The organism is Nitrosospira multiformis (assembly GCF_900103165.1).
In the GTDB taxonomy this organism is placed as follows: domain Bacteria; phylum Pseudomonadota; class Gammaproteobacteria; order Burkholderiales; family Nitrosomonadaceae; genus Nitrosospira; species Nitrosospira multiformis_D.
This window is the reverse complement of sequence record NZ_FNKY01000001.1, coordinates 939,887-952,984: the sequence shown is the minus strand read 5'-3', so window position 1 is coordinate 952,984 and position 13,098 is coordinate 939,887. Positions and strand designations below refer to the sequence as shown.

Here is a 13,098-nt window from a genome sequence, read left to right as displayed (position 1 = left end):
AGCAACAAAACTGTCACAACTTGCGAGTATCATTTTTCGTCTCTTCTAACCAGTCAGGTTACGCCATGGCAAGCAGTGAACATACATCCAAGCAGTTCGACACTGATCTTGAGGCGGTGCGCACGCGTGTGCTGCATATGGGTGGGTTTGTGGAAGAACAGATCGAAAAAGCCATTGAGGCGCTTACCAGCGGTAACGAAGGCCTGATCGAGAATATTGTTGCCGATGACCATCGGGTGAATGCGATGGAAGTGGCAATAGACGAAATTTGCAGCCAGATCATCGCACGCCGCCAACCCGCCGCCGGCGATTTACGCATGATTATGACGGTCATCAAAACCATTACCGATCTGGAACGCATTGGTGATGAAGCGGAAAAGATTGCACGCATGGCCAAGCTGATTTACGCAGCTGATCGCATGCATATGCCACGGTTTGTCGAGATCAGGCATGTCGCCAATATCGCGATGGACATGCTGCACAAATCCCTGGATGCATTCGCTCGCCTGGATCTGGCGGCGGCCGCCCGTGTCGTGCGCCAGGATGAACAGGTCGATGAGGAATTCCGCTCCATCATGCGCCAGCTCATTACCTTCATGATGGAAGATCCACGCAAAATTTCCACCGCGCTGGAAATCCTGTTTGTGGCAAAAGCGATTGAACGCATTGGCGATCACGCCAAAAATATGGCGGAGTACGTAATCTATATGGTTAAGGGCAAGGATGTGCGGCATGTGACGGTTGAAGAGATTGAACGTGAAGTCAGAGAGTAAATCTGTCTAGGGCCTGTTAACACTTATTTCGCATCCGCGTTTTTTGTGCGCAACCCGAAGGGACGGGACGGATTTCATCCAGCCCGTCGTTATTCGCCGCTTACGGAGGCCTGCTCCGCCGCGCGGCTCATGCCTCGTGCTGGATGAAATCCGTCGCCGTCGCGGGTGCAAAATAAGTGTTAACAGGCCCTAGCAATAATTCTGAATTGGAAAGCCATGCTCGAATATTCCACCCTTGCGGCAGTAGACCTTGGCTCAAACAGCTTTCGTTTGCAGGTAGCGCGGGTGGTAGGCAAACAGATCTATCCGCTGGACAGCTTACGCGAAATGGTACGGCTTGCCGCCGGCCTGACTGCCGACAAGCGGCTGGACGAAGATTCCCAGGCACGCGCATTGGATTGCTTGAAACGCTTTGGTGAGCGTCTGCGTGGTTTTCCACCGCACTCCGTTCGAGCAGTCGGAACAAATACGCTAAGAGTCGCGAAGAATGGATCGGCTTTTCTAAAAAAAGCGGAAGCTGCCCTCGGATTCCCGATCGAAGTTATCGCGGGGCGCGAGGAAGCACGGCTCATCTACCTGGGCGTCGCGCACAGCCTGCCAGCCTCCACCAGCAATCGTCTGGTTATGGACATCGGCGGGGGCTCTACCGAATTTATCATCGGCAGACGGCTGAAGCCCGTTAAACTGGAAAGTCTCTATATGGGCTGTGTCAGTTACAGCCTGCTTTTTTTTCCGGATGGCAAGATCACCAAAGGTGCGATGAAGCGGGCTGAACTCGCGGCGCGAAGCGAAGTACAGGCTATCGCCGCCGAATTCTCCAGTACCCATTGGCAGGATGCATTCGGCTCATCCGGCACCGCGCGCGCACTGGGTGAAATAATAGAACTGAACAATCTCGATGCAAGCGGTAGCGATGGTGACATCACCCCGGAAGGGCTGGACAATTTTCGCGACTATCTGCTCAGGGCTGGCGATATTAAAAAGCTGGAAATTGCCGGATTGCGTACTGACCGGGCGCCTGTCATCCCTGGCGGGTTCGCCATCATGTCCGCCGCGTTCTCCGAGCTAGGCATTCGCCGCATGTCACAGGCTATGGGAGCATTGCGCCAAGGCGTACTCTATGATTTGCTGGGACGTTTCCATAATCAGGATATGCGCGAAATGACCGTGAGACAATTCATGCAACGTTACCGGGTGGATTCCGCTCAAGCGAGGCGGGTGGAAACGTCGGCGCTACTGCTGGGAACGCAATTGCTGACGGCTTTCCCTGATGACATGGAAGAAATGCTCCAAAGCCTGTCATGGGCGGCACGGCTACATGAAGTCGGTATTTCAGTGGCTCATTCCGGCTATCACAAACACTCGGCATATATCCTCGGTAACGCGGATATGCCCGGCTTCTCACGGATGGAGCAGGAGCGCCTGAGTCTGCTTACGCTTGCTCATCGGGGCCTTATCGGCAAAGTGCGGGGGGTTGTTGTCGAACCGCTGGATTTTGCCCTGCTGTTCGCGCTGCGTCTGGCAACATTATTTCACCGCAGCCGCTGCGATATCGAGTTGCCTCAGCTCAATGTGCGTATGGACAATACGGAATTCGAGCTGATTACCGAGCAGGGATGGCTGCAACGCAATCCGTTAACCGATACCGCGCTGTCCGCCGAAATCGAAGAATGGGCGACTCTTGGCTTTAATTTCCGTATCAAGGAGCGGCTGGAAGGAAACATGGGCTGTAAAACAGTCAGAAGCACAATCGGTGTATAGCCCGGATAAGGTTGATGGCATCCCATTCAAAAAAGAGATCCACTAAAGCAGGATTGCCGCCGGGCACACTGGTGCATATTGGCAAAAAGAAAAATGTCACCCCCCGCATCATTTTGCTCGACTATGACGACAATGGTGTACGCGAGTCAGAGATAACCACTGCGGATCTGGCTGATAAAACCAGATTTGCGCACGGTATCCAGTGGATCAACGTTCATGGATTGGGTGATACCCGCATGATGGAACAAATCGGTGCTTGTTTTGACCTCCATCCATTGGTGCTGGAGGACATATTCAACACCGACCAGCGTTCCAAGCTGGAGGATTACGGCGATTATCTCTACGTGGTGCTGAAAATCTTTAGTTGTGAATACAACGGAACGGAAGAAAGAATAGATTCAGATCAGATCAGCCTGGTACTGGGAAAAAATTTCGTACTATCGTTTCTTGAAACGGATGATACCCACTTCGGGGCGGTGCGTGAGCGATTACGTGCCGGCAAAGGCCAGATCAGGCAGTCAGGCGCGGATTTTCTGATGTATAGCCTGATTGATTCCATTGTTGACAGCTACTTCGTCACTCTTGAGCAGTTCGACGAGAAAACTGAAGTGCTGGAGACAGAGTTGATAACCCACCCTCAACCCAGTACCCTGCATTCAATTTACCGCCTGAAGCGTGAAGGGGTTTTCCTGCGAAAATCGCTGTGGCCGCTACGTGAAGTCATCAGTTCATTGCAACGGGGGGATTCGCCGCTGTTCACCCGCAATACATTACTTTATCTGCGGGACGTATACGATCACATCATTCACATTATCGAGTCGGTCGAGTCCTTGCGCGACTTGACAGCAGGCATGCTCGATATCTACGTGTCCAGCGTGAGCTACCGCATCAGTATAGTGATGAAAGTTCTCACCGTTATCACCACCATATTCATGCCGCTGACATTGATTGCCGGCATCTACGGCATGAACTTCAGGCACCTGCCGGGACTCGAATGGGAGTGGGGGTTTTTTGTGGTGCTGGGGGTTATGGTCACAATCAGCGTGGGAATGCTGGCCTTGTTTCGCTGGAAGAAATGGTTGTAGCAAAGTGAGCGGCCCAAACTTGGAAACCGTTGAATAGATCCTCGCGGAACGTGTCACCCGCCCAGAGCGGAAAGCTTGGTCAGAAGTTCGTTAAAGCTCGAATACCTGCCCGCGCTTCAATCTTTCCGGTTTGAATTCTCCTGCCACTGTCTCAATTTCCGCCATCGTGGCATCCTCATTGCCGGGTTCCATATGCGTAATCAAAAGACGTACCGTTTTATTGAGTTGATCTAAACCCTTTGCCAGCAGTTCCGGGCGCATATGGCCGGAGGCCTCCGCGCCCGCCGTGTTGTAGTTGAGAAACGTTGCCTCGATCATCAGGTAGCGCAGATTGCTGATTGCATTCAGCGCATTCCAGAACGGCTCATGGTAGGTTGTATCACCACTGAAGACAAAGCTTGCCTTGCCGCTGTCAAGTTGATAGGCCACACCAGGCACAGCATGCCGCACCGGCAGTGGAGTGATTTTTCTTCCTGATAACTCCACTATCTGTCCTACCACGATGGGCTCGAACACGACATAGGGTTTCTCCGGCGAAGGCAGGATGGTGTAATCCGGCCAAAGCCGAAAATTGAACATATCTTGCTTGAGTATGGCGATTGTTTGAGGTAGGGCATAAACCGTGAGTGGCATATCCCGGCGCGGCCCCACAACGTCAGCCAGCATCGGCAGCAGTGCTACATGGTCAAGATGGGAGTGGGTAAGAAATACCGTATCAATCTGCAGCATCTGGCTCACCGTTAAATCACCCGCGCCAGTACCCACATCAACCAGAATGTCATCGTCCAGCATCAGGCAAGTGCTTCTTAAATCCGCCGCCACACCGCCGGTGCATCCAAGTATGGTTATGCGCATTTTACCCCCCGATCCTTTTAGATTACCTGCTAAAGATTGAAACCAAACCCGGCAGTTAAACGCTTATTTTTCACTCATTCTCAAGTTCGGCGCTATGCTCTACAAAGATTTTCTGCATCGTTTGATTTTCACCTTCCAATCAGCTTGTCACGACCCGATGCAGGTTAAAGATTAACGTGCCTAAACCTCCGTTGAAGCGATCTCTTCCCATAATAGTACTTTAAGGCCGTGGATGCGTGCCCAAAAATCGAGCAAAGCACGCCACACGCGTGGAGCATCCGATAAAACCCAGACTTCGGCGACGCGCTTGTCGGCACGCCAGCCTCGCAGCATGAGCTCTATACTGAAACCATGCCGCATTTGTAAACACGGAATCAATCGCGCGGGGCGCATTGGCGCAAGCCAATGAACGTATCCTCCTGCGTGAAACACGTTCTCGATTGCATCCATGAGATTCGGGGGGAAATGCGCCGGTATGGAATTACCTGAGAGAAGCAGCACATTGCGCCGTGCATTGGGATAACGCGAGTAGTAAAGATTGCGGTTGCGGCGTGCCAGTTCCCTGAATGCGCGCCCGCGTCCGAACGACCCGCCGCCTTTATGGTATATATGAGCATCGGGATGCACGCCGAGGCGCCACCCTCCCAGGTCTAGCCGCCGGCCGAGGTCTATGTCCTCATAATATCCTCGACCGAATGCCGGGTCGAAACCACCGATCTCCAGAAAAACGTCGCGCCGAACCAGAAACGCGTGGCCTTGCAGGCGCTGCGTTGGAATGTAGCCACCGGGCCTGCGCAAATATTGCTCCAGATCATGCTTGGCGTAGTCGTTGCCGGCGGGAATGATCACCGCAAGCTGCGGGTCAGTCGCTAGCGCCGTATACAACAGCGGCAGAAAATTTTCGCTGACTTCGACATCCGAGTTGAGCACCAGCACACAGGATGCGCTGGATCGTTTAATCGCTTCGTTTACAGATGCGCCAAAGCCCTGGTTTTTTGGCGCGTGGTGGACATGGATATGCTCATAAGGCAAGCTATCAAGCATCTGATGTGTTTCAGGGTCGGATGCATCATCCTGAATATAAATATATTCTATGGACCGGCCGAGGCAAGTCACGACGGAATCAATGCAGCACCGCGTCAGTTCGGGCGCGTTATAGACCGGGATTACCACGTCAATGGAGGGGTTGGACAAAGGCATAACCGACGACGGGATCGGCATGACGCTTAGTAATTTCCTTGAAAAAGACCCTGCCAAGTCATGAGGTCATCCAACGGCGAGATTCACGGCACGTTCGTCCGGACAAGACTGATCCTGGCTGGCTGGTGGCCGCCCTTGCCCTTCCAGCAACGCCACATAGCGGGATAGTACGTCCGGGTCTCCCACATCGATCATTTCCTTCACAAAGCGCTGGTGGTGCGCTTCAATGTAAAAATTGTCGCAGCCGTGGCTAAGAAATCCTTCGATCTGCCGGTAAACATCATCCCGGCAGCGCAGTTCCGTCTCGGGCAGATATTCCGCCAGCGCGGAGCGTCCCGCATGCAGGTAATCCCCCGCCAGCACCGGTCTCTTGGCTTTGACCGCTTCAAATACCACCGAGGTGGCCAGGTCGATGATGACGTCCGCCCAGTTCATGAGGTAGATGGAGTGGATGTCACCGGCCACGCTCACGTTCGGCAAACGCCGCAGAGAGGCGTCCTTGGTCAGGGATTGCTGCAAGCCGCCGCGAGTGTGCGGTTTGATGATCAGTTCTACGCCCGGGAAGCCGGCCACGATGCGTACCACTTCACCCACTTCTTCCCAGAATGTGGAAAAGTTGCTCTTTCTCAGGAAGATGACGACTTTGAGCCGGCTATCGGAGCGGGTCAGCGGCGAGGGCGGCATCAGGGTGGCCAGCTTGGCGAGCCATTCGTCGCAGTAGCGCGGCGAGCCCAGGACGGCCAGCTTCCGGTTGTCCATGAAGGGCCGGAAACGCACCGAGCACAGTTCATTCGGCACTACCACTTTGTCGAATATCCCCGCATTGGCAAAGGTGGTATCAGGCTCCAGGCGCAGTTCTCGCCGCCGGATCAGCTGGCTCGCATGCGGGCTGTCTCCATGCGGCAGCGATACGGTGCCAAGTCCCATGGCGCGTGCTGTCGAGAGCATGACCGCTACCCATTCCACGCAGATGGAGGAGTTCCTTTCTATCCAGTCAAATACCACCACGCCTTCGGAGGCACCTTCATGGGGCCCGCCGAAGCTGCGCTTCAGCAGGCGCTGGGCAGTGCTGTGCCACACCGGTGCGCGCCGTCCGGCATCATATGACTTCGCCAGGGCTGCCGTTATCGGCGCCAGGTAAGGGCGGCGCACGTTGCGGATCAGTATCAGCGTCTGCAGAAACCAGCGGACAAATTCAACCGGCGGCAACAGGTCTCTGATGTGGGCCATGCGCACGCCATCGAGCTTGCGCAGAAATTCAATGCGGTAGTCATTGCGAAACCGCGACTTGCCTATCAGCACAATATCGCACGTATGACCCGAATCAACCCACTTGTAGATGACCGGGGTAATATGATCAATGTCGTTATAATGACGGAGAAAAAAAAGAGCTTTCATACCCGGACGTTTAGCTCCGGGATGTTAAGGACAGACAGTATATCCATCATTTAATTGAATAATCAGATAAATCTTGAGTGGCGAAAAGGGCGTAATTGTACACTCGCGGATATTCGTTTACCAGTACAGGCGTCTGAATGGTGTCGGAAGTATGGCTATATAATCAACCTAAGCCATATTCGGTGGCACAATCATGACTGAATGGGCATCGATCGAGGCGCATGGATACGCATATTTTAGTCATAGGCCACAACGCGTAATGAGCATAACGGCACTTTGATCACTGTTTTGCAATTCTGTATCCAACTGGCAAAAAAATCTCCCGATATCCGCTCCATGGAAGGCATATTCAGCAATTCCATAAGGTGGAAACTTTTTCAAATTATTACAGAGTATCTCCTCTGATGGTAGGATAGCGACCAGGGCACGCGAACTCCATTACCACTGACGCACAAGGCTAAACAATTGGCGGTCAGATGGAGAAGGGCATCTCTACAAATACAAACTCCAATAGAATGTGAAATAACCAATGAAAACAATCGCTGTAATACCGGCCCGGATGGGTTCGTCACGTTTTCCCGGCAAACCGCTCTCAAGGCTATTAGGCCGGACCATGCTGGAACATGTTTACAAGCGCGTTGCCCTGAGTAACTCTCTCGATGCTACTTACATAGCCACTTGCGACGAGGAAATCCGGCAAGCGGCGCAGGATTTTGGCGCCCCCGTGATAATGACCGCTGACACCCATGAACGCGCCAGTGATCGGGTTGCCGAGGCTGCCGCCGGGATTGATGCAGAACTGATTGTTATGGTACAGGGCGATGAACCGATGACCCATCCGGAAATGATCGACACCGCGGTGGAGCCATTCCGCCATGATCCGCAACTGGGCTGTGTCAACCTGGTGCGCAGTATCGATAACAAGGCTGACTTCTATGACGTCAACACCATTAAAGTAGTGATGAATCAACAGGGTGATGCCATATATATGTCACGGCAGCCGATACCGACCGCTCCTGCTTCCGCTCAACTTGCTCAATCAAATTTTGTGCATACCTGCGCCTATAAACAAGTTTGCATTATCCCATTCCGGCGTGAAACATTGATCGAGTTCTCCCGGTTGCCGCCCACTCCATTAGAACAATTGGAGTCCGTGGACATGCTACGACTGCTGGAGCATGGCTATCGCGTGAAGATGGTGAGAACGAGCTTCAATACTCAGGCGGTGGACACGCAGGCCGATCTGGAACGTGTAGCCGGATTGATGGCAGCCGATCCTCTGCTAAGCTCGTATTGAACCAGGTACTCTCCCAACACGCGTTCAAGTAGTTACCATAAGGAATACCTATGCAATTAAAATCAAAACTGGCCCGGAATGCCCTAACCATCGGCTCATGGGTTACGTTAGGACATCCGGCAATTGCCGAAATCATGGCTGCCGCAGGGTTTGATTGGCTGGTACTGGATATGGAGCACAGTGTTCTGGAGCTCAGCGAAGTTCAAATGCTGATCCAGGTGCTCGACGGTCAACAGTGCCCGGCGATCGTACGACTGACGTCGAATCACCCTGACCAGATCAAGCGGGTTATGGACGCCGGCGCAGCGGGTGTGATGGTGCCCATGGTCAAAACCGCCGCTGACGCCGAGGCTGCGGTACAAGCTGTTTATTATCCGCCCCGAGGCCGGCGCGGAGTCGGCCTGGCGCGCGCTCAAGGTTATGGTGCAAGATTTCAAGAATACCGTCACTGGTTGGAAGATAACGCCATCATCGTGGCCATGATTGAACATATAGATGCGGTCAATGACATTGATTCCATTCTTTCCGTTCCCGGCATTGATGCCTATATCATCGGCCCTTACGATTTGTCGGGTTCCATGGGACGGCCGGGCGAGCTCGATTATCCGGACGTTCAATCTGCGATAGAAAAAGTCAGGGAGGCTGGACGCCGATTAGGCAAACCTGGAGGCATTCACGTGGTCGAGCCGGACCCGGAGGCATTGCGGCGCAATATTGACGCTGGTTTCAACTTTCTTGGCTATGGTTTGGACATTCGCATCCTCGACACACTTTGCCGCGGTCATATGCAGAATATAAGGGCATCATTATGAACAAGCTTGTTATTTCCACCTCATCGTTTGATGTGGACAACAATCCCCATATCCAGCATTTGCAAAACGAGGGAATGCATATTGCCGGTAATCCCTATAAACGCAAGCTGACCGAAGATGAAACTATTGAATTGCTGGGTACGGAGACTGTCGGGATGATAGCTGGCATAGAGCCTCTGACGGAACGTGTTTTCGCATCCGCAAAAAAACTGAAAGTGGTCTCCCGCTGCGGGAGCGGCCTGGATAGTGTCGATCTGGCGGCGGCGAAACGCTACGGGATCGCGGTGCTTAATACCCCGGAGGCGCCAGCCCAGGCGGTGGCTGAACTTACCATGAGTTTGATATTGGCTGCGTTGCGTCGGATATGCCAGATTGATCGACAACTGCGCGCGGGAGAATGGCCAAGGACTCAGGGCCAGCTGCTCGCTGCCCAGTCGGTAGGCATCATTGGCTTGGGGCGCGTCGGCCGGCGGGTTGCCCGTTTATGCCAGGCTTTTGATGCCAGGGTTATGGCGCATGATTCCTATGTAAACCAGTCGCCGCAAGGAATAGAGCTGGTACCGCTAGAGAAGCTTCTGGCAGAGTCGGATATCGTGAGCCTGCACCTGACTTATGACGCCGACACTCACCATTTGCTGAATGGGGAGACTTTCGCACGCATGAAACCCGGCGCCGTGATAATAAACACGGCCCGTGGCGGCCTTATTGACGAAACCGCCCTGGCTGAGGCTCTGACTTCCGGGCAGCTAGGTGCGGCCGCACTCGACGTTTTCGAGCAGGAACCTTATCACGGTCCATTGATCAAATGTGACAACGCTATTCTCACCTCACATATTGGTTCGCTTGCCAGGGAATCGCGTCTGCGCATGGAAATCGAGGCGGCGGAGAATCTGTGGCAAGGCCTGATTAAAGCTGGTTTAATGAAAGACGGGTAATACAGGAATGGCTAACGAAATCGCTATCGTGTATGGCGCCAGTGGTTTTCTTGGCAGCCATGTTGCTGACGCATTATCCGCCGCCGGCTACCGGGTACGCCTGTTTGACCGGTGCCCATCACGCTATCAGGGTCACGATCAGGAAATGATCATTGGCGACATCATGGATCTTGATCAGGTGACGGAAGCGGCCAAGGGCGCGGACGTCGTCTATAATTTTGCCGCGATCGCGGATATCGATGAAGCTCATGACAAGCCGCTGGCTACCGCCACGATCAATGTATTGGGTAATATGCATGCGCTGGAAGCTGCTCGTCTTGCTGGAGCTCGCCGCTTCGTCTTCGCCAGCACGATTTATGTTTATTCCGAGTCTGGTTCGTTTTACCGTGCCAGTAAGCAGGCGGCGGAGCGTTTTATAGAAACCTACCATGAGCGCTATGGACTGGACTATAGTATTTTGCGCTATGGATCTCTGTACGGCAGGCGTGCCGATGCCCGCAACGGGATCTACCGGATGCTGCATGAAGCCGTTGAACGGCATTCGATAACCTACCATGGTACGGGTGAAGCGCTTCGCGAATACATCCATGTGGAAGACGCGGCGCGCATGAGTGTACAGGTGCTGGCACCGGAGTTTGCCAATCGCCATTTGATCCTGACCGGACAGGAAAGACTACGGATCAGGGACGTCATGAAGATGATCTCGGAGATCATGCCCTGGGAAATAGCATTGAATTTCGACGAGGGCAGTGCAGTGCATCACTATGAGGTGACTCCCTACGCGTTTCAACCCCGCATCGGTCGCAAATTGGTGCTTAATGAGCATGTCGATCTTGGCCAAGGCCTGCTTGATTGCCTCAGGGACATTCACAAAGCCATGCATCACTCCAGCGAAGATGACGAGGCCACACCTTTGGCATCCGACAATAAGGCATGAAGACAGCGCACTGGCAAGCCATCATTTTCGACTTCGATGGTGTGGTGGTTGAGTCTGGAAACATCAAGACACAAGCCTTCGGCAATCTCTATCGGACCTATGGTGAAACGGTAATGACCGCGGTGATGCAGTATCACAGCGCAAACGGCGGAATGTCCCGTTACCAGAAATTTCATTATTTTCAACAACACTTATTGAAGAAACCTCCGCTGACACCAGATGAAGAGCAGCTACTGGATCAACGTTTCTCCGAATTGGTGGTCGAGGCGGTCATTGCCAGCGAGACCGTCCCTGGTGCAGCCGAGTTGATTCGTAAAGAGGCCGCAAGAATACCTTTATTTATCGCATCCGGTACGCCGGAAGCAGAGCTTAAGACGATTGTTATGCGTCGCGGCCTGGCACCCTATTTCACCGCGGTGCGCGGTTCCCCTACGCCAAAACAAATGCTCATCGCGGATATTCTGTCGTCCCACGCCCTTTCTCCTGAACGGGTACTGATGATAGGGGATGCGCTGATTGATTATCAGAGTGCGCAGGCGAACAAGATAGCATTTCTGGGAAGAGTACGCCCAGGGGATGACAACCCCTTTCCGGCAGAGGTCAATACGTTACCCGATCTGAGTCCATTGCTCACCTGAGAAAAATCAATCTGCTGCTGTTCTAATGGTACGCATGCCGACATCAGCCCTTCCTTGTGTGTCGTCGGGCCGATGCGGCCGCCCTGATGATCTAGGCCAGTAACCACTCCATACCATGCGCCAGTCGATGTACTGCGCGAGCTGCGCCAGAGGGTGCCTCGGGTTAACCAGTTCATCCAACCGCTGGCGGAACAAGTCATTACTCGCGGCGTATTCGGCTTTGGGCCCATGTAACCCTCGCTATATTTGCAAGAAATTACACCGATTTTATCAGGAACCGGCACATCCAGCCGCCACAATTCAACAATTAATCTATTATGATCAGTCAGTTATTGATTATAATAGATCCAACTAAATCCGGTAATTATCGCTCATTTGATAGATCAGTGTTATGATAAATAACAATATTTCGTACCATTTTGACTTTCATTCTTTGGGTGAAGCCGCTACGGGGTGAATGATGCCTTTAAACCAACCCCAGTTTAATCTGGGCGTGAAGCGTTAAGGAATGCAGGCTGGCCCCAGACTTGCATGGATGACGCGGAAAATGATTCAGTACGCATAGTTTGTGGCATTTTTGAATATTCAGAGGGCTACCGGATATGACTGGCAACAAAGAAAAAAGCCCTATCAAAGCGATTATTCTCAGCGCGGGTCAGGGGCGGCGATTGCTGCCGCTAACTGAAAACATTCCAAAGTGTTTGTTACCAATCGGGGGCAGGCCAATTATTGAATGGCAGATTGATGCGTTACTCGCTGCCGGAATTCATGACATCGCTGTCGTCACCGGTTTTAAATCCAGTCTGGTTGAAGCCCTGTTGCAAAGCTATGAAAATCGAGCACGGATTCATACGATTTTTAATCCGTTCTTCGAGGTTGCGGACAATCTGGCCAGTTGCTGGATTGCACGCTCTGTCATGGATCGTGATTTTCTGCTCATGAATGGAGATACTATTTTTGATAAGGCGCTACTGATGCAGGTGTTGAACTCGGCCTCCGCACCCATTACCCTCAGCGTAAGTCACAAACCCATCTACGATGCAGACGACATGAAGGTTCAGTTGGACAAGAGGGGATGGGTCAAGCATGTAAGTAAGAGCTTATCCGCGAATCAAATCGACTGCGAGTCCATCGGACTTATTTTTTTTCGGGAGCACGGGCCACAACTGTTTCGCAATGCGGTCGAAGAGGCACTGCGGGATCAAGAAAAGCTTAAATTCTGGTATCTCTCCATCATAGATGCTCTGGCAGCCAAGCAATTAGTGAATACGTGTTTTGTGTCCGAGCACTTCTCATGTGAAATTGATTTTGCCGGGGACCTGGAAAAGGCGGAGGCACTTTTTAGCAAAATAAATCAAGATAAAGTGCTGCATAACCGTCTTTGCACAGGTTAGTCACTTCTAATTT

At 52.6% G+C, this 13,098-nt stretch carries 12 protein-coding genes and 1 pseudogene; 9 read left to right on the top strand and 4 right to left on the bottom strand.

Annotation, left to right across the window (positions count from 1 at the left end; translation table 11 throughout):
- Positions 1-65: 65 nt before the first annotated feature.
- From phoU to corA, 3 genes are all read left to right on the top strand, one after another.
- The gene (gene phoU / locus BLR00_RS04300; RefSeq protein ID WP_074631000.1) at positions 66-773 is read left to right on the top strand and encodes a phosphate signaling complex protein PhoU; all 708 of its coding nucleotides are present in this window, start codon (positions 66-68) and stop codon (positions 771-773) included.
- A gap of 216 nt (positions 774-989) precedes the next feature.
- Positions 990-2,534 carry an exopolyphosphatase gene (gene ppx, locus BLR00_RS04295; protein ID WP_074630999.1) on the top strand — a complete coding sequence of 515 codons (1,545 nt, stop codon included), beginning with the start codon at positions 990-992 and terminating at the stop codon, positions 2,532-2,534.
- A gap of 14 nt (positions 2,535-2,548) precedes the next feature.
- Complete coding sequence (gene corA, locus BLR00_RS04290) at positions 2,549-3,619, top strand: magnesium/cobalt transporter CorA (protein WP_074630998.1); 1,071 nt, start codon at positions 2,549-2,551, stop codon at positions 3,617-3,619.
- Positions 3,620-3,709: 90 nt separating this feature from the next.
- Here corA and BLR00_RS04285 read toward each other — a convergent pair whose 3' ends face one another.
- The 3 genes from BLR00_RS04285 to BLR00_RS04275 all read right to left on the bottom strand — a co-directional run bounded on the left by BLR00_RS04285 (position 3,710) and on the right by BLR00_RS04275 (position 7,072).
- Entirely contained in the window at positions 3,710-4,474 is a 765-nt protein-coding gene (locus BLR00_RS04285; RefSeq protein ID WP_074630997.1) for a 3',5'-cyclic-nucleotide phosphodiesterase, read from the bottom strand.
- 180 nt (positions 4,475-4,654) lie between these two features.
- Positions 4,655-5,695 (bottom strand): glycosyltransferase family 2 protein, encoded by a 1,041-nt coding sequence (locus BLR00_RS04280; RefSeq protein WP_256324040.1) that lies wholly within the window; start codon positions 5,693-5,695, stop codon positions 4,655-4,657.
- Positions 5,696-5,740: 45 nt separating this feature from the next.
- Positions 5,741-7,072, bottom strand: a complete 1,332-nt coding sequence (locus BLR00_RS04275) for a hypothetical protein (RefSeq protein ID WP_074630995.1) — start codon at positions 7,070-7,072, stop codon at positions 5,741-5,743.
- Positions 7,073-7,601: 529 nt separating this feature from the next.
- On the opposite strand from BLR00_RS04275, the gene BLR00_RS04270 reads away from it, so the two are divergent.
- From BLR00_RS04270 to BLR00_RS04250, 5 genes are read left to right on the top strand one after another with little or no spacing between them, the layout of a single operon-like run.
- Positions 7,602-8,369 carry a 3-deoxy-manno-octulosonate cytidylyltransferase gene (locus BLR00_RS04270; protein ID WP_074630994.1) on the top strand — a complete coding sequence of 256 codons (768 nt, stop codon included), beginning with the start codon at positions 7,602-7,604 and terminating at the stop codon, positions 8,367-8,369.
- A 50-nt stretch (positions 8,370-8,419) separates the two neighbouring features.
- Positions 8,420-9,181, top strand: a complete 762-nt coding sequence (locus BLR00_RS04265) for an HpcH/HpaI aldolase family protein (protein ID WP_074630993.1) — start codon at positions 8,420-8,422, stop codon at positions 9,179-9,181.
- Positions 9,178-10,116, top strand: coding sequence for a phosphoglycerate dehydrogenase (locus BLR00_RS04260; protein ID WP_074630992.1), 939 nt, complete (start codon positions 9,178-9,180; stop codon positions 10,114-10,116). The genes BLR00_RS04265 and BLR00_RS04260 overlap by 4 nt, the downstream gene beginning before the upstream one ends.
- A 7-nt stretch (positions 10,117-10,123) precedes the next feature.
- Complete coding sequence (locus BLR00_RS04255) at positions 10,124-11,053, top strand: NAD-dependent epimerase/dehydratase family protein (RefSeq protein ID WP_074630991.1); 930 nt, start codon at positions 10,124-10,126, stop codon at positions 11,051-11,053.
- Positions 11,050-11,691, top strand: a complete 642-nt coding sequence (locus BLR00_RS04250) for an HAD family hydrolase (RefSeq protein ID WP_074630990.1) — start codon at positions 11,050-11,052, stop codon at positions 11,689-11,691. The genes BLR00_RS04255 and BLR00_RS04250 overlap by 4 nt, the downstream gene beginning before the upstream one ends.
- 75 nt (positions 11,692-11,766) lie before the next feature.
- Here BLR00_RS04250 and BLR00_RS16895 read toward each other — a convergent pair.
- Positions 11,767-11,921, bottom strand: a pseudogene (locus BLR00_RS16895) (IS5/IS1182 family transposase); the annotation flags it as partial.
- Between the two features lie 372 nt (positions 11,922-12,293).
- Here BLR00_RS16895 and BLR00_RS04245 point away from each other — a divergent pair.
- Positions 12,294-13,085 carry a phosphocholine cytidylyltransferase family protein gene (locus BLR00_RS04245; RefSeq protein WP_074630989.1) on the top strand — a complete coding sequence of 264 codons (792 nt, stop codon included), beginning with the start codon at positions 12,294-12,296 and terminating at the stop codon, positions 13,083-13,085.
- Positions 13,086-13,098 lie beyond the last annotated feature (13 nt).

Bases quoted from the DNA above. Each gene is read 5' to 3' on its own strand.
- phoU (WP_074631000.1), top strand. From the start codon at position 66: ATGGCAAGCAGTGAACATACATCCAAGCAGTTCGACACTGATCTTGAG.
- BLR00_RS04280 (WP_256324040.1), bottom strand. From the start codon at position 5,695: ATGCCGATCCCGTCGTCGGTTATGCCTTTGTCCAACCCCTCCATTGAC.
- BLR00_RS04265 (WP_074630993.1), top strand. From the start codon at position 8,420: ATGCAATTAAAATCAAAACTGGCCCGGAATGCCCTAACCATCGGCTCA.
- ppx (WP_074630999.1), top strand. From the start codon at position 990: ATGCTCGAATATTCCACCCTTGCGGCAGTAGACCTTGGCTCAAACAGC.
- BLR00_RS04255 (WP_074630991.1), top strand. From the start codon at position 10,124: ATGGCTAACGAAATCGCTATCGTGTATGGCGCCAGTGGTTTTCTTGGC.
- BLR00_RS04260 (WP_074630992.1), top strand. From the start codon at position 9,178: ATGAACAAGCTTGTTATTTCCACCTCATCGTTTGATGTGGACAACAAT.
- BLR00_RS04275 (WP_074630995.1), bottom strand. From the start codon at position 7,072: ATGAAAGCTCTTTTTTTTCTCCGTCATTATAACGACATTGATCATATT.
- BLR00_RS04250 (WP_074630990.1), top strand. From the start codon at position 11,050: ATGAAGACAGCGCACTGGCAAGCCATCATTTTCGACTTCGATGGTGTG.
- BLR00_RS04285 (WP_074630997.1), bottom strand. From the start codon at position 4,474: ATGCGCATAACCATACTTGGATGCACCGGCGGTGTGGCGGCGGATTTA.
- BLR00_RS04245 (WP_074630989.1), top strand. From the start codon at position 12,294: ATGACTGGCAACAAAGAAAAAAGCCCTATCAAAGCGATTATTCTCAGC.
- BLR00_RS04270 (WP_074630994.1), top strand. From the start codon at position 7,602: ATGAAAACAATCGCTGTAATACCGGCCCGGATGGGTTCGTCACGTTTT.
- corA (WP_074630998.1), top strand. From the start codon at position 2,549: ATGGCATCCCATTCAAAAAAGAGATCCACTAAAGCAGGATTGCCGCCG.